Origin of the sequence: Caulobacter sp. BK020 (assembly GCF_004342605.1) — a bacterium.
GTDB lineage: Bacteria > Pseudomonadota > Alphaproteobacteria > Caulobacterales > Caulobacteraceae > Caulobacter.
The window spans coordinates 307859-326489 of sequence record NZ_SLZL01000001.1 but is presented as its reverse complement, the minus strand read 5'-3'; the positions used below and the strand labels follow the sequence as shown (position 1 = coordinate 326489).

Below are 18631 nucleotides of genomic sequence, written 5' to 3'. Positions count from 1 at the left end.
CGTGATGCGCCGCGTTCCAGACTTCATCGTCGTCCTATCGCCCGGGGCTAGATCTCTTTTCGCGGCGGCTGGCCGGTGCGAAGGATGGGCATTATCGAGCCCATCAAAGTTGTGGGATTGAACGTAATTTTCAGTGTCTCAATGGGGGTTGGGATCTGAGTTGCGGACGACCAGTCAAGCTCTATCGGAGCGCCGTAGCGGATGATCGTCGCTGGCCGTTGAGGGGCGCCGCAGAGCTCATTAATCCATTGGAAGTTCAATCGCGCAGCCGACGCCGGGCGTTCTGCCGTAGCCAGCGCGGCCGCTAGATCGATTTGGATGCATACCGACCCCGCGCAATAGATGAAGATCGTTTCCGGCGCCTCAGGGATGTTGGCGATCCTGCGCAGAAGCGTCCCGACAACCAACTGCGGACTATTGCCTACCGCCCCAAAGGAGAGGCCAACGCGAAGGCTGTCCTCAGGAGCGGCCGCCAATGGCCGACGCACCCAATCGAGCAGGGCTGAATATTCGCCAAGCCGCTCAGTGGGAACCAGGCTCAAGCCCATCTTGACCAACGCCTTATAGGCCAAGAGCGGAGAGAACGGCGCTGCTGGAACAGGCATCTTCCAGTGGAGAAGGTTAGTCGCGGCGTCCAATGTGAACGCATCTTTGAAATCAGCTACGACAGCCTGAAGGGTCAACCGTCGCTTGCCGTTCTCGTTTCGGCCATGCGAAATGACGGTGTTGCCCCTGCTGCGCCCGGTCTGGCGGACCTTGTTGCCCTTCCCGAGAGTTCCGCCGATAGTCAGAACCGAGCCGACGGCTTTGGCCAGTGCATCTTCATAAACAGAGAACGCCTCATTGCAGAGATCGCATTCATCAAGCGATACGATCCATTTATTTCCCAAGGCTTCCGGGAATGTATGAGCGACTTTCCGGAAGAATTTGAGATCGGTGTTCCCGCAGAAACGACACCGTCCGCGCTCACCAATCTGGACCAGGCCTTGCCCTACCGACCCCTGAATACTCCGCGCGATGACATAGGGCTGCTCAACGTCCATCGATTCCCCCTCGTCTCGCCACGGAGGTTAGCTTAGCGAGTTATACAAATTATGCGGCGTTCGAATAGTGGAGCTATCGAAAAGATAGAGCAGATCAAACTCATCTTGATCCGCGAACAAAGCTGGAACATGGTTCCAGCATGAACGTCGTCATCGATCTTCGGCCCTCCCGGCCCGAGACCACCGATCTGGTCACCCGCGGGGCCGGGCGGTTTCTGGTCTCGCTGGGCTATGCGCCCCTGGCCGAGGTGACCCTGCCCAACGGCCGCCGCGCCGACCTGATGGCTCTCGGTCCCAAGGGCGACGTGCTGATCGTCGAGGTGAAGTCGGGGCTGGAGGACTTCCGGGTCGACCGCAAATGGCCCGAATACGCGCCGTTTTGCGACGCCTTCTATTTCGCGGTGTCGCCGGATTTTCCCGAGGGGATCCTGCCCGACGAGCCAGGGCTGATCGTCGCCGACGGCTTCGGCGGCGCGGTGGTGCGCGAGGCGCCGGTCGCGCCGTTGGCCCCGGCGCGGCGCAAGGCCCTGACCCTGGCCTTCGCCCGGCTGGCCGCCCTGCGCGCCGCCGGCGTCACCGCCGAGCGGCTCTCGCTTTGAGACTCTAGCGGTCGAAGTTGCGGGCCAGCAGGAAGCCGAACACCAGGCCGGCCACGAAGGTCCCGACCGCCAGGGCGACGGGATGCTCCTCGGCCTGCTGGTGGGCGACCTTGGCCTTTTCGGCCGTCCAGGCCTTGCCGACATCGGCCTTCTCGGCGGCGTAGGTTCGGGCCACCTCGGTCTTTTCGGCCACGGTCTCGACCGCCTTCTCGACGGCGGCCTTGGCGCGCTTGACGCCGGCCTGGGCTTTCGTCTTGGCGGAGGCCTTGGGGGCCGGGGTCTTGATCGTGAAGTCGGTCATGCGAAATCCCGTGGAATGAGGCGCCAACCAGCCTAACACATCGCGCCGTGAAACGTTTCCCTGTCCAGCGCCAACTTAGTTGTCGCGGACCACCTTCAGCACCGCCTCGCCATAGCGGTCCAGCTTGCCCTGGCCGACGCCGCCGGCCTTGGCCAGGGCGGCGAGCGTGCCGGGACGGGCGGCGGCGATCTCGGCCAGGGTGGCGTCGTGGAAGATGACATAGGGCGGCACGTGCTGCAGCGCCGCCTCCTCGCGCCGCCAGCTGCGCAGGGCCTCGAACAGGGCCTGGTCCTCCAGCGGCACGGTCAGGGCCTGGCGCTTGCGGGCGGTCTTGCCGGCCCCTGAACGCCCGGGGCTGTCGGCCGTCGCCGGCTGCTGGCGCAGCGAGACCAGCCGCTCGCCGCGATAGACCTGGCGCACGCCCTCGCCGTCGCCCAGGCCGATCAGCGGGCGGCCGTCATTGGGGTCCTCGCGCAGCAGGCCCTCGAACACCAGGGTGTCGATCAGGTCGCGCCAGCCCTGGGGGCTGAACTCCCTGCCGATGCCGAAGGTCGACATCTGGGCCTCGGCCGGGGTGACGTCCTTGGTCTTGCCCAGCAGGTGGTCGACCAGGCGGCCGCGCCCGAACCGACCGCCCATGCGGTGGGCGGCCGACAGCGCCTTCTGGGCCGCCTGGGTGGCGTCGACGCCGGTCGGCGGCGAGACGCAGATGTCGCAGACCCCGCAGCGCTCGACGCCCTCCTCGCCGAAATAGCGACGGACGGCGGCGGCGCGGCAGGTGACGCCTTCCAGCATGGCGTAGAACTGGCGCAGCTTGCGCAGCTGCACGGCCTTGACCTCGTCAGGCGCGCTCTGGGCCTCGATCCGGCGCACGGCCCAGGCCAGGTCGGCCGAGCTGTAGAGGGTGACGCCCTCGGCCGGCTGGCGGTCGCGGCCGGCCCGGCCGATCTCCTGCCAATAGGACTCGATGGCGGCCGGCGGGTCGGCGTGGATCACGAAGCGGACGTCGGGCTTGTCGACCCCCATGCCGAAGGCGATGGTCGCCACCATCACCGCCGCGTCGGCCTCCAGGAACTCCTCCAGCCGCCGGGCCCGCACGGCCTTGTCGAGGCCGGCATGGTAGGCCAGGGCGGGGATCCCCTCGGCGATCAGCTTCTCGGCCAGCTTCTCGGTGGAGTCGCGGCTGCCGGCATAGACCACGCCGGCGCGGTTGGGGCGCTCGGTGACCAGCTCGATCACCCGGTCGTGGCCCTTGCCCTTCTTGCGCTCGGCGTTCAGGGCCAGCTCGTGGCGGGCGAAACTGTCGACGAACTCGGCCGCCCCCTGCAGGCGCAGTTCGGCGCGGATGTCGTCGCGGGTGCGGGCGTCGGCGGTGGCGGTGACGGCCAGGCGCGGGGCGTGGGGGAACACCTCGGCCAGCCGGCCCAGCATGCGGTATTCGGGCCGGAAGTCGTGACCCCACTGGCTGACGCAGTGGGCCTCGTCGACCGCCACCAGCGACAGGGGCAGGCGCGACAGCCGCTCCAGCATCGACGGCTGCATCAGGCCCTCGGGCGACAGGTACAGCAGGTCCAGAACCCCGGCGTCGATGCGCCGCCAGATCTCGGCCCGCTCGCCCGGCAGGGTGTTGCTGTCCAGCCGCTCGGCCGCCACCCCCGCCTGCTGCAGGCCGGCCACCTGGTCGGCCATCAGGGCGATCAGGGGAGAGACCACCAGGCCCAGGCCCGGACGGACCAGGGCGGGGATCTGGTAGCACAGGCTCTTGCCGCCGCCGGTGGGCAGCACGGCCAGGGCGCTGCGCCCGGCCAGCAACTCGCTGATCACCCCGGCCTGCAGACCCCGGAAGTCCGAATGGCCGAACGTGCGGCGCAGCACCTCGCGCGCCGCGTCGAGCGAGACGGCCGGTCCCCGCGCAGGGGACCCGTATGCGGAATCAGGATGGTCGTACACGGGCGTCTTTTGACAGCGCGCGGAGGCCAGGCCAAGCGCGGCGCCATGATCCGGCCGCCAAAATCGGCTTGAAAGCGGACATCGGCTTCAACGGTCCTGCACGGAAGATCGCCAGCATCTGCGCGTCGCGACCGGAAGCCGAAACGAACCATGAACACGCCCAGGGTGCAAGGGGGTGCGCGAGGCGGGTGAAGATGTGTTCATCTCTCGTCAATCTTGTCGCGCCTTCTGTGGGCATCGGCTAAACGGAATGCGGCGCGGGCCCCGGGGCGACCGCGTGTTTGCGGGATTAAGGACGACATGGCCAACGGTACCTTCGGCGGGAACAAGCCGGCGAAGCCGCAACGCACGCCCTTGCAGGCGCTGCTCTATTGGACCGTCGTGCTGGGCGTCTGGGGCCTGATCTTCATCGTCGCCTTCTTCGCCGTGTTCGCCAGCGACCTGCCCGACACCTCCAAGCTGTACGACGTCAAGCGCCAGCCCTCGATCAACTATCTGGACCGCTCGGGCGCCCTGCTGGCCGTGCGCGGCAGCCAGTACGCGCCGCCCGTCGACCTGGACGCCCTGCCCGACTATGTGCCGGCCGCCTTCGTCGCCATCGAGGACCGCCAGTTCTACCACCACATCGGCTTCAACCCCTGGGGCATCGCCCGCTCGCTGGTCTGGAACCTGAGCCACGAGGGCGGCCCCCAGCGCGGCGGCTCGACCATTACCCAGCAGCTGGCCAAGAACCTGTTCCTCAGCCCGGCCCAGAACTATCGCCGCAAGGCCCAGGAACTGATCCTGGCCGTCTGGCTTGAGCTGAAGTTCAGCAAGAAGCAGATCCTGGCCCTGTACATGAACCGGGTCTATTTCGGGGCCGGGGCCTATGGCATCGAGGCCGCCTCGCAGCGCTATTTCAACAAGCCCGCCTCGCAGCTGACCGTCGGCGAGGCCGCCCTGCTGGCCGGACTGATGAAGGCTCCAGCCCGCTATTCGCCGGTCTCGGCCAGCGACCGCGCCGCCCGCCGCGCCACCATCGTGCTGGACGAGATGGTGCGGATGAAGGCCATCACCCCCGAACAGCGCGACCAGGCCTTCGCCGAGCCGGTCCGTGTCTCGGCCACCCTGGCCAACCAGCGCGCCCAGTACTTCACCGACTATGTCGACGCCCAGGTGCGCTCGCTGGTCGGCGAGCCGACCGAGGACCTGGTGGTGGAGACCACCCTGGACCTGCCGATCCAGGTCGCCGCCGAGCGCTCGGTGCAGACCGGGGTCGAGGGCCACAAGGGCCAGGGCGTGCAGCAGGCGGCCCTGGTGGCGATCGACGGCGAGGGCCGCGTCCGCGCCTATGTCGGCGGGGCCGACTACAGCGACAGCCAGTTCGACCGCGCCACCAGCGCCCGCCGCCAGGCCGGCTCGGCCTTCAAGCCGTTCGTCTACCTGACCGCCATGGACCAGGGCCGCAATCCCAATGTCATGGTGGTCGACGAGCCGGTGAAGATCGGCAACTGGGAGCCCAAGAACTACACCAACAAGTATCTGGGTCCGATGACCCTGCAGACGGCCCTGGCCCAGTCGATCAACACGGTCGCCGCGCGCCTGGCCAGCGAGGTCGGCACCAGCAACGTCGCCGCCACCGCCCGCAGGCTGGGCATCACCAGCAAGATCCAGCTGGACCCGTCGATGGCCCTGGGCGCGGTCGAGGTCTCGCCGATGGAGATGGCCCAGGCCTACGCTCCGTTCTCGAACGGCGGCTTCCTGGCCAAGGGCTACGGCATCGAGCGGATCCGCACCACCAGCGGCAAGGTCCTGTACGACCACGGCGTCGACAAGGGCCAGCGCGCCCAGGTGATCGCCTCGCCCTCGCTGCAGTACATGAACCAGATGATGCGCCAGGTCGTGGCCGGCGGCACGGGCACGCGGGCCAAGGTCGAAGGCTACGACATCGCCGGCAAGACCGGCACCACCAGCGACTACCGCGACGCCTGGTTCGTCGGCTACACGGGCGGCTTCGTCACCGCGGTGTGGACCGGCAAGGACGACAACACCTCGATGAAGCGGGTGACCGGCGGCGGCGCCCCGGCCGAGATCTGGCATAATTTCATGGCCGCGACCCTGCCTCGCCTGAAGGCCACCCCGATCCCCGGCGGGGTGATCGAGCCGCCGGGCCCGGCCGGGGAAGACCCGATCGGCGACATCCTGAACCCCGCCGCCGCCCCCGAAGGCCCTGCCGCCGAAACCCCGCCGGCCGGAACCCCGGCGCCGGAACAGTTGCCTTACTGACATCCACTTGCCCCCTACGGACCGCTTCGCGGTCGTCTTCCCCCAGAGGGGGAAGAGCGCTGTCGCCGGCGCCGTGCGGCTCCGCCCCCTGTGGGGGCGGACAGACCGCGAAGCGGTCAGGTGGGGGCAAGTGATGGCGGGCACGGCTTCTCGCTCTCACGCGGAAAACCGCTGAGTGGATGGAAAGGGTCGCGGAGCGCCGGACGACGTCCGGAGTTCTTTTGATAAATACCGTTTCGACGAAGTCAGACGCTCCGCGCGACCGTTATCCGCAAGGCCGGGGCGCGCGGGCCTTTTCCGCCCTTCACCCCACCCGGTGGTTCCTCTGGATCTGTGCACCGCATGTGTCAGAGGCGGGAGTGAGCCGTTTTAAGAGGACCGGAGCGAACCCCACGACGGGCGGGACCTTCCCAGCATGAAGACCCCGATGGGCGAGCTTACGTCCCTCGCCCTCTGTTTCAGCTCTTCGGCTGCAAACTCACGCGCTTCCGACGAGCCCCGCTCGATCGCCCCCCGCCGCCGCATCGGTCGCTGGCCATGCGCCCTTTCCCCGCGACGAGGTGAGACCAGGATAAGGGTGGTTCGGAAGGGTGAGGATCGATTGGGGTCGAGAAAGTTCAGGGTGTTGATTTGACTGGGGTTCATCCCGCATGGCCCGAGGATAAGCGCCGGGGACGCGCACTCACGGCAAGGCCGAAGCCGATGATCCCTAGCGATCGGGGTGAGTGCGTGTCCCCCACGTCGCCCACGGCGCTGGATCGTTCGTCTTGAAGAGGGCTTTAGGTCCGGACTCGGCGGATCAAGGAGGGGACACGCACTCACGCGGGGTGCTCTGCAAACCAACCGGCGCCCTGCCGTGAGTGCGCGTCCCCGCGACCCGGGGACGCGCACCCTACGCCGAGATCGCGTGCAGTTCCGCGGCGTGGGCCCGCAGCCAGCGGCGGTGGGGGGCGGGATCGCCGGCCAGTTGCTCGCAGAGGGCCCAGAACCTGGGCCCGTGGTTGGCCTCGATCAGATGGGCGCATTCGTGGGCGACGACATAGTCGGCCACCGCGAACGGAGCCAGGACCAGGCGCCAGCTGTAGCGGATGGCGGCCGGATGGCCGGGGCGGGCCGGGCGGCACGAGCCCCAGCGGGCCTTGGGGTCGGCGATGGCCACCGACGGCATGGGACGGCCCAGGGCGGCGGCGTGGTGGGCGGTGCGCTCGGTCAGGCGGACCAGCGCCTCGCGCTTGGCCAGGCGCAGGATCTTCAGGGACCAGGTGCTGTCATCGGGGGCGATCAGGGCGTCGTCGGTCATTTTCGGCCGGCCGGGGCCTACCTCCAGCCGATAGGGCCGGCCCAGCAGGCGCAGGACGCCGCCGGGCGCGATGACCTGGCGGGTCGGCAGGGCGGCCAGCTGGCCGGCGATCCAGTCGGCCTTCTCGTGGGCGAAGGCCACGGCCTCCGCCAGCCGGCGCGGGGTCGGCGCCAGCGCCACGACCTCGGACCTGGCCCGGTCGACCCGCAGCGAGATCCGCCGCGCCCGTCCGTCGACCTTCAGCCGCACCGCGCAGCCGCGCACGTCCAGCCGGTCCCCATCGGCGTAGCGCTGCGGGCGGAAGAGGTTCATGTTCCCTAGATCGCCCCTGCCGCTGCGTCGCGCAAGGCTTCAGGCCCTCCCCGTGCGAACGGACTCAGCCCCCGAAGTTCGGGTCGCTCTTGAGGATGAAGTCGCGCACCCGCGGATAGATTTCCTCGCGGAACCGGCGGCCGTTGAACACGCCGTAGTGGCCGACGTCCGGCTGGACATAGTCGGTCTTCAGGGCCTCGGGCAGGGACGAGCACAGGCCGTGGGCGGCCTGGGTCTGGCCGATGCCGGAGATGTCGTCGTTCTCGCCCTCGACCGTCATCAGGCCGATGTCGGTGATCGCCGCCGGGTTCACCATCCGGCCGCGATGGGTCAGTTCGCCCTTGGGCAGCAGGTGCTGCTGGAAGACGATGTCGATGGTCTGGAGGTAGAATTCCTCGGTCAGGTCCAGCACCGACAGGTACTCGTCATAGAACTCCAGATGCTTGTCGGCGCTGTCGCCGTCGCCCTTCACCAGATCCTGGAAATAGCGCTGGTGCGCGGCCTGGTGCTTCTCGGCGTTCATGCTCATGAAGCTGGCCAGCTGGACGAAGCCCGGATAGACGCGCCGGCCCATGCCTGGATAGGGCGGGGGCACGGTGTAGATCATGTTCGACTGGAACCAGGTGAACGGCTTTTCCTCGGCCAGCTGGTTGGTCACGGTCGGCGACAGGCGCGCGTCGATCGGCGAGCCCATGAAGGTCATGCTGGCCGGGCGCGAGGGGTCGTTGTCCTCGGCCATCAGGGCGGCGGCGGCCAGGACCGGCGGGCCGGGCTGGCAGACGGCCACGACATTGGGGCGCGGCCCCAGGACCGTCAGCATCTGGCGGATGTGGTCGATATAGTCGTGGAAGTCGAAGCGCCCCTGCAGGACCGAGACCTCGCGGGCGTTGACCCAGTCGACGATGAACACCGCGTGGTCGGGCAGGAAGGCCTCGACCGTGCCACGCAGCAGCGTCGCGTAGTGGCCGGAGAGCGGCGCGACGATCAGCACGGCGGGGTCCAGCTGGAAGCGGCCGGCCCGGCGCATGTCGGCCATGTCGCGGTCGAACTGGATCAGCCGCGCCCAGGGGCTTTCCCAGACCACGGTCGGGCGCACGCGCACGTCGACCTGGCCGATCTTGACGCTGTCGATGCGCCAGTCGGGCTTGCCGTAGCGCCGGGTGACGTTCGAGAACAGGTCCGCGCCGGCGTGGATCCGGCGGCCAAGATCGCTCTCGGCGGCCGGATTCAGGGGCGAGCCCCAGAAGTCGCGGGCCGCGCGGGCCGCGAGCCGCAGGGGCGTGGAAGCGTAGAAACTGGCCTCGTGCAGGGCGTAAAGCATGGCGCATCCGGAATGTTGCAATGCAACATAGCACGCCAATCCTCAAGAAAGTACAGCCTTCCGGTAGCGGTACAGCGTCGCGGGCGCGCCAGGCGCTAGCCGCGGCCCTCCATGGCGTCCTTGATCTGCCGGGCGATCTCGTCGGGCGGCAGATTGTAGGGGATCACTTTGACGAACCGGCCCTTGGGATCCATCAGATAGACCGCCGTGGAGTGATCGACGCTGTAGTCGGGCCCGTCGCCGGCCTTCTTGTAATAGACGCGATAGGCCTTGGCGGCCGCCGCGGTCTGCTCGGGCGCGCCGGTCAGGCCCAGGATATTTTTCGGCAGGGTCGGGCCCGACAGGAAGTCCTTGACCGCCTGCGGCTTGTCGCGGTCCGGGTCGACCGAGATGAAGACGATCTTCAGGTCCTTGGCCCTGGGGCCCAGCTGGTCGCTGGCGGCGGCCAGGGCCTGCAGGGTGCCGGGACAGACGTCCGGGCAGTAGGTGAAGCCGAAGAACACCGCGTTCCACTGGCCCTTCAGGGCCGCCTCGGTGGTCGGCCTGCCGTTCTGGTCGACCAGCTGGAACGGGCCGCCGACCAGGGACGGCGGCGGGGCCTTGTCCAGGACGCCGGTCCTGAAGATCAGCCCGCCAGCCAGCAGGACGGCCAGCAGCCCCGCCAGAATCGCAAGCAACCGATGACGCGGCATGGGCTTTGAACCTTTCGCTCTCGCCAGACGAGAATTTCTGGCCTTATGGTGCGACATGGCAGACGCGTCTCTCAAGAATGCGCCGCATAGTTCGCCTCGGTCGGGGCTCGATAAGCCTGACGCCGAGGCGGCGCAAGACGAGGACTGGTCCTGGGCGGGGCCAGGGCTGCGTCGCGGACGCCTGAGGGTCCGCACCCTGATCGCCCAGCGCTGGCTGATGGTGATCGGCCAGACCACCGCCGTTCTGGTCGCCGGCCTGGTCCTGGACCTGAAGGTGCCCTTCGCCCTCTGCTTCTCGCTGATCGCCCTGTCGGCCTGGCTGAACGTGCTGATCGGCCTGGCGTTCGGCGGCCAGCGGATGGCGCGCGAGGGCGAGGCCACGGCCCAGATCGCGTTCGACACCATACAGCTTGCGGGAATGCTTTACCTGACCGGCGGGATCGTCAATCCGTTCTCCCTGCTGCTGATCGCCCCCGTCACCCTGGCCGCCGCCACCCTGCCGGCCCGGTTCGCCGTGGCGGTCGGGGCCCTGGCGGTGGCGGCCTGCCTGGTGCTGACGTTCGTCTACCTGCCCTCGCCCTACCCCCCGTCGGCGGGGCCGGCCCCCGTGCCCGGCGGCCTGACCCTGATGACCATCGTGCTGGCGCGGATCCTGGGGATCGCCCTGACTGGGGCCTATGCCTGGCAGGCGGCGACGGAGTCGGCGCGGATGGAGCTGGCCCTGAACGTCACCGAGACGGTGCTGGCCCGCGAACAGCGGCTCTCGGCCCTGGGGGCCCTGGCCGCCGCCGCCGCCCACGAGCTGGGCACGCCCCTGGCCACCATCTCGGTCGTGGCCCGCGAGATGGTCCGCAACGCCCCCGACGAGCAGACCCGCGAGGACGCCGAGCTGATGATCGGCCAGGCGGCGCGCTGCCGCGAGATCCTGGCCCGCCTGACCGAGATGCCCGAGGCCAAGGACGCGGTGCACGAGCGGATCAGCCTCACCCAGCTGGTGCACGAGGTGATCGAGCCGCACATGATCCACGGCATCCGGGTCGAGGCGGTGGTCAACGGCCCGCCGGGCGATTCGGCGCCCGACATCTGGCGACGGGCCGAGATCCTCCATGCCCTGACGACCATCGTCGAGAACGCCGTCGATTTCGCCCGGGCCGAGGTGATCGTCGTGGCCCGCTTCGACGCCCGGGCGGTGGTGATCGAGGTGCGCGACGACGGGCCGGGCTTCTCGCCCGAGATCCTGGCCAAGCTGGGCGAGCCCTATGTGACGTCCCGTCCGGGGGCGGAGGGCTCGCGGACCGGCCACATCGGCATGGGGCTGGGCTTCTTCATCGCCAAGACGCTGCTGGAACGAACCGGGGCGAGCGTGGATTTCAGGAATGGTCGGCGCGGCGGCGCGGTGGTCGCCGCGCGCTGGCCCCGGTCGGCGCTGGAGGCGCCTGCGATCATCGGAGCGAGCGAGCTGTAATGAAACACTTGCGACACTCGCGAATTGGGCAGCAAGATGGCTCGCTCGCAGCCTGGTTGAGTGTCAGCGTAGGGAGGCGCTGAAGTTCATGGCGGATATCGGTGAAATGGTCGCGGCTCTGCCCGACAAGTCCCTGCTGCTCCTCGACGACGACGCGCCCCTGCGGACGCGACTGGGTCGCGCGCTCGAACAGCGCGGGTTCGCGGTGACCCTCTGCGCTTCGGTGGCCGAGGCGATGAGCGCCCTGCGCAGCCAGGCCCCGGCCCATGCCGTGCTCGACATGCGGCTGGAGGACGGCACGGGCCTGAAGGTGGTCGAGGCCGTGCGCGACGTGCGGCCCGACGCCAAGGTCATCATGCTGACCGGCTACGGCAACATCGCCACCGCCGTCGCGGCCGTGAAGGCGGGAGTGATCGACTACCTGTCCAAGCCGGCCGACGCCGACGACGTGGCCCGCGCCCTGCTGGCCGCCAAGGACGCCGCCCCCGCCCCGCCGGAAAACCCGATGAGCGCCGACCGCGTGCGCTGGGAGCACATCCAGCGGGTCTACGAGATGTGCGGCCACAACGTGTCGGAGACCGCCCGACGGCTGAACATGCACCGGCGGACCCTGCAGCGGATCCTGGCCAAGCGCGCGCCGCGATAGGTCTATTAGAACACCCCCTCGCCCGCCGCCGCGCCCAGGGCGCTGGTGCGCCGGTGGGCCAGGGCCTCGGCGACGTGCACGCGGCGTACGCCCGCCGCGCCCTCCAGGTCGGCGATCGTGCGGGCCAGGCGCAGCACGCGGGTCCAGCCGCGGGCGCTGATCTGGCCGGCCTCGGCGGCCCGGGACAGCAGGCCGCGTCCGGCCTCGTCGAGGTCGGCGATCTGCTCCAGATAGCGGCCCTCGGCCCGGCCGTTCAGCGCCTCGGCCCCCGACGGCGCGTTCGGGATCGCCTCGGCCCGTTCCAGCTGCAGCCGCCGGGCCCGGGCGACCCGGGCGGCGGCCTCGGCCGTGCCTTCGGACGGCGGCGGCAGGGCCAGGTCGGCGGCGGTGACGGCGGGCATGTCGACGGCCAGGTCGATGCGGTCCATCAGCGGCCCGCTGACCCGGCCCTGATAGTCGCGCAGGCAGCGCGGGGCCTTTTCGCACGCCCCGCGCCCGGTCCCCCCGTGGCCGCAGCGGCAGGGGTTCATCGCCGCCACCAGCTGCACCCGGGCCGGATAACGCACATGGGCGTTGGCCCGCGCCACCATCACCTCGCCGGTTTCCAGCGGCCCCCGCAGGCTGTCGAGGGCCTGGACTCCGAACTCCGGGAGTTCATCCAGGAACAGCACGCCATTATGCGCCAGCGACACCTCGCCCGGCTTGGCCTTCAGCCCGCCGCCGGTCAGGGCGGCCATCGAGGCGCTGTGGTGCGGGGCGCGGTAGGGCCGGGCCCGGGTCAGGGTTCCCTTGGCGATCAGCCCGGCCACCGAATGGACCATCGAGGTCTCCAGCAGCTCGTGCGAGCTCAGGGGCGGCAGCAGCCCGGGCAGGCGCTGGGCCAGCATCGACTTGCCCGAGCCGGGCGGACCGCAGAACAGCAGGTTGTGCGAACCGGCGGCGGCGATCTCCAGGGCCCGCTTGGCGTGCTCCTGGCCCTTGACGTCGCGCAGGTCCTTGGCCGCCTCGCCCTCGACCACCGGGCCCGGCGACGGGGCCGACAGCAGCTGGCCGCCCCGGAAGTGGTTGATCAGGGCCACCAGCGAGCGCGGCGCCAGGATCCGTGTGCCGCCGGCCCAGGCCGCTTCGGGCCCGCAGGCCTCGGGGCAGATCAGGCCCAGGTCCATGGCCCCGGCCGCCATGGCCGCCGGCAGGGCTCCGGCGCAGGCCGCGATCCGTCCGTCCAAGGACAGTTCGCCCATCGCCGCCCAGCCGTCCAGCGCGTCGATCGGGATCACGCCCATGGCCGCCATCACCGCCAGGGCGATTGGCAGGTCATAGTGCGACCCCTCCTTCGGAAGGTCGGCCGGGGCCAGGTTGGCGACGATGCGCTTGGGCGGCAGCGCCAGACCCAGGCCGGCGAAGGCGCCGCGCACCCGCTCCTTGCTCTCGGCCACGGCCTTGTCGCCCAGGCCGACGATGACCATGACCTGGGCGCCGCCCGTCAGCTGCACCTCGACGTCGACCCGGCGCGCCTCGACGCCCTCGAACGCCACCGTGACGACCTTTGCCGCCATTGGCTTCCCCGCCCCCTTGCCCACCGATTTATCCACAAGCCAAGCATGGTCGCTGGAGCGGAGCAAGAACGAAAAACGAACATTTCAGGAAAGTGTGACGATTCAGTCGTCTATCCGACGCACTTAATCCTCAGGTGGAGCTGAGCTCGGCGATCCGATCCCAGAGGATCGCCGCGGCGTCGGCGCCGCCGAACCGCTTGAGCTGCTGGGCCCCGGTGGGCGAGGTGACGTTGATCTCGGTCAGATATTCTCCGATCACGTCGATGCCCACGAACAGCAGGCCGCGCCTCTTCAGTTCCGGGCCGATGATCGCGCAGAGCTCCAGGTCGCGCGGGGTCAGCTCCACCGCCTCGGCCCGGCCGCCGACCCGCAGGTTGGACCGCACCTGGCCGGCGGCCGGCACCCGGTTGACGGCCCCCACCGGCTCGCCGTGCACCAGCAGGATGCGCTTGTCGCCCTTGCTGACGGCCGGGACGAACTTCTGGGCGATCACCTGCTCGCGGCCGATCATGGCGTGCAGCTCCAGCAGGGCGTCCAGGTTGGGGTCGTCGGCCAGCAGCCGCGCCACGCCCGACCCGCCGCCGCCATAGAGGGGCTTGAGCACGATGTCGCCGTGCCGGGCGCGGAAGTCGTAGATCGCCTGGTGGTCGCTGGTGATCAGGGTCGGCGGCTGGACGCCCGGGAAGTCGGTGACGAACAGCTTCTCGGGCGCATTGCGCACCTCGGCCGGATTGTTGACCACCAGGGTGTGCGGATGGACCTTCTCCAGGAAGTGGGTGGCGGTGATGTAGGCCATGTCGAACGGCGGATCCTGGCGCATCAGCACCACGTCGACGTCGTCCTTCATGTCCAGGATCACGGTCTCGCCGAGCTCGGCGTGGGCGCCCTGGGTCTTGGTCAGGGTCAGGGGCTGGGCGCGGGCGAACACCCGGCCGTCCTCCATCGACAGCTTGTCGGGCGTGTAGAACCACAGCCGGTGGCCGCGCTGCTGGGCTTCCCACATCATCAGGAAGGTGGTGTCGGTTTCGATGTTGATCCCCAGCACGGGATCCATCTGGACGGCGACTCTCAGCGACATGGGGACTCCGGATCGGCTTGGGCGGGGATCCCGCGCGGCGACTGCCTAGGTAGGACGGCGAGGGCGCGAATGCGAGGGGCGAGTGCTCGGCGGGGGGCGACGTCGACGCGGACCAGGACCGCGACCTTGCCGAGGCGGACTCCGGCGTCCGGCTTCCCGCACCGCGCTTTCGTCTGATTGCGACCCGTTGCGCACATTTCGTCCGTGTCTATGGTCGAGCTATGCGAAGGAATCCGCGAACAGGGAAACGTTCCGTACTTCTAGCGTGCGGCGTAATCCTTGCTGGCCTTCTGTTCCTTGCGCTTACGATCACGTCGCCCCCAAGCCCAGCCATTGCTGACGAGATTGATCGATTGCTTGAGCGACACCCGTGCGTTCGCTCGGCCGATCAGTGGCCCTCACGCTACTATATCTGGGAAAGGCCTTCGTGGTCCAAGCGCTCCGGCTGGCACATGGTGTTTTGGCGTCTGAGCGGCCCATGGCTTGGCTCGGACACGTCGAAGGTGACCGTTCATTTCCACGAAAGAGCTTCGACACCGATCTACGCGCCGGGCACGCACCTCCTGCGGGCCGACCAGGAGGAGCTGCTGATTGATGACTCCAACGATAGGTTCGTTACAGGCACTTACGATATGGGGACCCGAAGGCTGATCGGTTGGGCCTGCGGGCCGAGTGGCGATTGAACGTCCGCAACCCGCCAAGGTTGTGTAAAAACTCGGCGGCGGGCTTTTCGTTGGAAAATTTTCCCAATACACGAGCAGATGTCGCGAGAAATTCCAACATGAACTGCAAATCGCGCCCAGTTCGACAGAAAACACCCGCGATTTCTTCAGCGATGGCGTTTTTTCACAGCCTCCACCCTTAAGAGGACGAGACGCGGTTGACCCGCAGGGTCGGCGGATCGATGCAGCCCGCCTCCCAGGCCCGCGTCCAGCCCAGCCGCTTGACCGGCTCGCGGAACGCGAAGCGCAGCAGGTGCTCGGCGACGATGTCCTCCAGCCGCGCCAAGGCTTCCAGGTCGACGGCCTCGATCGTCACGTCCAGGCCTTCGGGATCGGCCAGCATGCTGCAAGTGCCCAGCGGCAGCGGGATCAGGGCCGAGACGTCGTCATAGGTCGCCTCGAACCGGTGACCCCAGTGCTTGGCCAGCTGAATCATGTAGCGCGCGCCGCGGTCGGTGTTCAGGCGGGCATGGCTCTGCATGGCGGCTAGACCCCTTCGATGGCGGCGGCCGCGTCGTCCATGACCTTGGCGATCGCCGCGACCTGTTCGGGGGTCAGCGAGCCGGAGGTCAGCTTCAGGCGCAGGGCGGTCTTGAGGTTCTCGCGGGCCCGCATGATCTGCGGCGAGAAGGCGGCGCTCTGGGCGGCGGCCTCGGCCATGCGGGCGAACAGGCCGTGGACCGGCTGGCTGTTGCTTTCCAGGAAGGCCCGGCCCTCGTCGGTGATCGTGTAGAGCTTCTTGCCGCCGCCGGCGTCGGCCGCGGTGACGTAGCCCAACTCCTCCAGCAGGGTCAGGGTCGGATAGATCACGCCAGGGCTGGGAGTGTAGGCGCCGCCAGCGGCGGTCTCGACGGCCTTGATCAGCTCGTAGCCGTGGCTGGGCTTGTCGGCGATCAGCTTCAGGACCACCAGGCGCAAGTCGCCGTGGTCGAAGAACCGGCCCATGCGGCCGCCACGACGATGGTGGCCCTCGTGGCCGTGGAAGCCGAACGGATGGCGACCGAAGGGGGCGCCGTGATGACCGCCGTGGCGGCCGGGGTGATGGTGGAAATGACGTCCAAACATGTGGGATTCAGATCCTGTTTCGTTATATCGAAACGATAGATATATCGGATTACGCCAAGGTCAAGAGTGTTTTTAGATATATCTGAAACGATCGAAACGAGATGCGGCCGGGGACAGGCGCTTGCGCCTGTCCCCAAGCTCCGCTCAGCCTACGTTCCCGGCGGGACCGGGAAGCCGCGGTTGCGCATCAGGGCGCCGATCTTCACGTCGCGACCGCGGAACCGGCGGAAGGCCTCGCCCGCGTCGACGGTGTTGCCCACGCTCATGATGTCGTCGTGCAGGCGCTTGGCCACCGCCTTGTCGTAGAAGCCGCCGGGCGCTTCCTCGAAGGCCTCGGCGGCGTCGGCGGTCAGGGTGTCGGCCCAGATATAGTCGTAGTAGCCGGCCGAATAGCCCTCGCCGGCGAAGATGTGCCCGAACTGGGTGGGCCGGTGACGCATGACGATTTGCGGCGGCAGGCCAATCTCGTCCATGGCCGACTTTTCGAAGGCGGCCGGGTCGATAGCCTGACCTTTGGCGGCCAGGTGGATCTTCATGTCGTAGATCGCCGAGGCCAGGTACTCGACCGTCGAGAAGCCCTGGTTGAAGGTCTTTGCCTTCTCGATCTTGGCCACCAAGGCGTCGGGGATCGGCTGGCCGGTCTGGTAGTGCACGGCGAACTGGCTGAGCACCGGTTTGGTCGGCAGCCAGTGCTCGTTCAGCTGGCTGGGGAACTCGACGAAGTCTCGGGCCACGTTGGTGCCGGCCAAGGCCGGATAGTTCACGTCCGAGTTCAGGCCATGCAGGGCGTGGCCAAACTCGTGGAACATGGTCGTGGCGTCGTCCCAGGAGATCAGCACCGGCTCGCCGGGCTTGCCCTTCACGAAGTTGCAGTTGTTGGAGACGATCGGTGTGACCACGCCCCTGAACTTTTCCTGGGTCCGGTATTCGCTCATCCAGGCGCCCGACTGCTTGCCGGACCGAGCGTAGGGATCGAAGTACCACAGGCCCACGCGCTGGCCGCCCTTGGTCACCTCCCACACCCGCACGTCAGGATGGCAGACCGGCACGTCGGTGACCTGGGTGAAGGTGAAGCCGTACAGCTGACCCGCCGCCCAGTGGATCGCCTCGCGCAGCTTCTCCAGCTGCAGGTACGGCTTGACCGCGTTCTGGTCGAGGTCGTAACGCGCCTTGCGCACCTTCTCGGCGTAGTGGCGATAGTCCCAGGGCGCGATCTTGAAGGTCGCGCCTTCCGCGTCGGCGACCTTCTGCATGTCGGCCACCTCCTCGTGGACGCGAGCCACGGCGGGCTTCCAGACCTGCATCATCAGGTCCATGGCCGCTTCGGGCGTCTTGGCCATCTGGTCGTCGGTGATCCAGTGGGCGTAGGTCGGGAAGCCCAGCAGCTGGGCCTTCTCGGCCCGCAGCTTGAGGATCTCGGTGATCACCGCCTTGTTGTCGTGAGCGTCGTTGTTGTCGCCACGCGACACCCACATCCGCCAGCCCTTCTCGCGCAGATCGCGGCGGTCGGAATAGACCAGGAACGGCTCCATGGACGAGCGGGTGTTGGTGATCAGCCACTTGCCCTTGAGGCCCTTTTCCTCGGCGGCGGCCGCCGCCCCGGCCTTGACCGACTCCGGCAGGCCGGCCAGGTCGCCCTCGGAGAGCTCCAGGGTGTAGCCCTCCTCGTCGGCCAGTTCGTTCTGGCTGAACCTGGTGTAGAGGCTGGCCAGGGCCTGGTTGATTTGGCCCAGCTGGGCCTTCTTCGTGGCGTCCAGCGCCGCGCCCTGGCGGGCGAAATAGTTGTAGATCACCCAGGTCAGGCGCTTCTGCTCGGGCGTCAGGTTCGAGGTCTCGCGGGCGTCGTAGACGGCCTTGATGCGGGCGAACAGCTGCTCGTTCTGGACGATCTCGTCGCCGAACGCCGCCAGTTTGGGCGTGGTCTCGGCCTCGACCTTCTGCATGGCCGCGTCGTTCATCGTCGAGGTGAACACCCCGAACAGCGCGCTGACCCGGTTCAGGGTCCGGCCGGAGTCCTGATAGGCCGCCAGGATTCCCTCGAAGGTCGGCGCCGAGCGCTTGGCGGTCAGGGCGAAGATCTCCCGCCGCTGCTCGGCCATTGCCGCCTCGAAGGCCGCGGCGAACAGGTCGGGCCTGACCTTGTCCAGCGGCGGCAGGCCGCCGTGCGGGCCGGTCCACGGGGCCAGCAGCGGGTTGGACGAGGCCGGAGAGGCGGCGGGCGTGGCGGCTTTGGCGATCATGGGCGTCAGGGCGGTCGCGCTGGCGGCGGCGAGGAAGGAACGGCGCTTCACGGCGGCGGGTCTCCGAAGGAACGAG

At 68.5% G+C, this 18631-nt stretch carries 15 protein-coding genes; 4 read left to right on the top strand and 11 right to left on the bottom strand.

Annotated elements, in window-relative coordinates; translation table 11 throughout:
• Positions 1-47: 47 nt before the first annotated feature.
• Complete coding sequence (locus EV278_RS01595) at positions 48-1043, bottom strand: hypothetical protein (protein ID WP_132085992.1); 996 nt, start codon at positions 1041-1043, stop codon at positions 48-50.
• Positions 1044-1183: 140 nt separating this feature from the next.
• On the opposite strand from EV278_RS01595, the gene mmcB reads away from it, so the two are divergent.
• The gene (gene mmcB / locus EV278_RS01590; protein WP_132085990.1) at positions 1184-1642 is read left to right on the top strand and encodes a DNA repair putative endonuclease MmcB; all 459 of its coding nucleotides are present in this window, start codon (positions 1184-1186) and stop codon (positions 1640-1642) included.
• Between the two features lie 4 nt (positions 1643-1646).
• Here mmcB and EV278_RS01585 read toward each other — a convergent pair whose 3' ends face one another.
• A complete protein-coding gene (locus EV278_RS01585) occupies positions 1647-1943 on the bottom strand; it encodes a hypothetical protein (protein WP_132085988.1) in 297 nt (98 codons plus the stop codon).
• A 75-nt stretch (positions 1944-2018) separates the two neighbouring features.
• Positions 2019-3893 (bottom strand): DNA helicase RecQ, encoded by a 1875-nt coding sequence (gene recQ / locus EV278_RS01580; protein ID WP_207905422.1) that lies wholly within the window; start codon positions 3891-3893, stop codon positions 2019-2021.
• A gap of 300 nt (positions 3894-4193) precedes the next feature.
• On the opposite strand from recQ, the gene EV278_RS01575 reads away from it, so the two are divergent.
• Positions 4194-6158, top strand: coding sequence for a penicillin-binding protein 1A (locus EV278_RS01575; protein ID WP_132085986.1), 1965 nt, complete (start codon positions 4194-4196; stop codon positions 6156-6158).
• A gap of 892 nt (positions 6159-7050) precedes the next feature.
• Here EV278_RS01575 and EV278_RS01570 read toward each other — a convergent pair.
• The 3 genes from EV278_RS01570 to EV278_RS01560 all read right to left on the bottom strand — a co-directional run bounded on the left by EV278_RS01570 (position 7051) and on the right by EV278_RS01560 (position 9783).
• Positions 7051-7770 (bottom strand): SprT family zinc-dependent metalloprotease, encoded by a 720-nt coding sequence (locus EV278_RS01570; protein WP_132085984.1) that lies wholly within the window; start codon positions 7768-7770, stop codon positions 7051-7053.
• Between the two features lie 64 nt (positions 7771-7834).
• Entirely contained in the window at positions 7835-9091 is a 1257-nt protein-coding gene (gene phaZ / locus EV278_RS01565) for a polyhydroxyalkanoate depolymerase (protein ID WP_132085982.1), read from the bottom strand.
• A gap of 95 nt (positions 9092-9186) precedes the next feature.
• A complete protein-coding gene (locus EV278_RS01560; protein ID WP_132085980.1) occupies positions 9187-9783 on the bottom strand; it encodes an SCO family protein in 597 nt (198 codons plus the stop codon).
• Between the two features lie 55 nt (positions 9784-9838).
• Between EV278_RS01560 and EV278_RS01555 the strand changes: the two genes are divergently transcribed.
• Together EV278_RS01555 and spdR are read left to right on the top strand one after the other, a co-directional pair.
• Positions 9839-11248 carry an ActS/PrrB/RegB family redox-sensitive histidine kinase gene (locus tag EV278_RS01555; RefSeq protein ID WP_132085978.1) on the top strand — a complete coding sequence of 470 codons (1410 nt, stop codon included), beginning with the start codon at positions 9839-9841 and terminating at the stop codon, positions 11246-11248.
• A gap of 88 nt (positions 11249-11336) precedes the next feature.
• Complete coding sequence (gene spdR / locus EV278_RS01550; protein WP_018061492.1) at positions 11337-11894, top strand: stationary phase response regulator transcription factor SpdR; 558 nt, start codon at positions 11337-11339, stop codon at positions 11892-11894.
• Positions 11895-11899: 5 nt separating this feature from the next.
• Here spdR and EV278_RS01545 read toward each other — a convergent pair whose 3' ends face one another.
• The 5 genes from EV278_RS01545 to EV278_RS01525 form a co-directional block, all read right to left on the bottom strand.
• Complete coding sequence (locus tag EV278_RS01545; protein ID WP_132085976.1) at positions 11900-13450, bottom strand: YifB family Mg chelatase-like AAA ATPase; 1551 nt, start codon at positions 13448-13450, stop codon at positions 11900-11902.
• 130 nt (positions 13451-13580) lie between these two features.
• Positions 13581-14528 (bottom strand): glutathione synthase, encoded by a 948-nt coding sequence (gene gshB / locus EV278_RS01540; RefSeq protein WP_132085974.1) that lies wholly within the window; start codon positions 14526-14528, stop codon positions 13581-13583.
• A gap of 861 nt (positions 14529-15389) precedes the next feature.
• Positions 15390-15731, bottom strand: a complete 342-nt coding sequence (locus EV278_RS01535; protein ID WP_132085972.1) for a DUF2218 domain-containing protein — start codon at positions 15729-15731, stop codon at positions 15390-15392.
• A gap of 5 nt (positions 15732-15736) precedes the next feature.
• Complete coding sequence (locus EV278_RS01530; RefSeq protein ID WP_165916490.1) at positions 15737-16315, bottom strand: PadR family transcriptional regulator; 579 nt, start codon at positions 16313-16315, stop codon at positions 15737-15739.
• A gap of 149 nt (positions 16316-16464) precedes the next feature.
• Complete coding sequence (locus tag EV278_RS01525; RefSeq protein ID WP_132085970.1) at positions 16465-18606, bottom strand: M3 family metallopeptidase; 2142 nt, start codon at positions 18604-18606, stop codon at positions 16465-16467.
• Positions 18607-18631: the final 25 nt, after the last annotated feature.

Coding starts and splice junctions, on each gene's coding strand:
- EV278_RS01560 (WP_132085980.1), bottom strand. CDS start 9,783: ATGCCGCGTCATCGGTTGCTTGCGATTCTGGCGGGGCTGCTGGCCGTC.
- spdR (WP_018061492.1), top strand. CDS start 11,337: ATGGCGGATATCGGTGAAATGGTCGCGGCTCTGCCCGACAAGTCCCTG.
- gshB (WP_132085974.1), bottom strand. CDS start 14,528: ATGTCGCTGAGAGTCGCCGTCCAGATGGATCCCGTGCTGGGGATCAAC.
- EV278_RS01545 (WP_132085976.1), bottom strand. CDS start 13,450: ATGGCGGCAAAGGTCGTCACGGTGGCGTTCGAGGGCGTCGAGGCGCGC.
- EV278_RS01585 (WP_132085988.1), bottom strand. CDS start 1,943: ATGACCGACTTCACGATCAAGACCCCGGCCCCCAAGGCCTCCGCCAAG.
- EV278_RS01575 (WP_132085986.1), top strand. CDS start 4,194: ATGGCCAACGGTACCTTCGGCGGGAACAAGCCGGCGAAGCCGCAACGC.
- EV278_RS01535 (WP_132085972.1), bottom strand. CDS start 15,731: ATGCAGAGCCATGCCCGCCTGAACACCGACCGCGGCGCGCGCTACATG.
- EV278_RS01595 (WP_132085992.1), bottom strand. CDS start 1,043: ATGGACGTTGAGCAGCCCTATGTCATCGCGCGGAGTATTCAGGGGTCG.
- EV278_RS01570 (WP_132085984.1), bottom strand. CDS start 7,770: ATGAACCTCTTCCGCCCGCAGCGCTACGCCGATGGGGACCGGCTGGAC.
- phaZ (WP_132085982.1), bottom strand. CDS start 9,091: ATGCTTTACGCCCTGCACGAGGCCAGTTTCTACGCTTCCACGCCCCTG.
- EV278_RS01555 (WP_132085978.1), top strand. CDS start 9,839: ATGGCAGACGCGTCTCTCAAGAATGCGCCGCATAGTTCGCCTCGGTCG.
- mmcB (WP_132085990.1), top strand. CDS start 1,184: ATGAACGTCGTCATCGATCTTCGGCCCTCCCGGCCCGAGACCACCGAT.
- EV278_RS01530 (WP_165916490.1), bottom strand. CDS start 16,315: ATGTTTGGACGTCATTTCCACCATCACCCCGGCCGCCACGGCGGTCAT.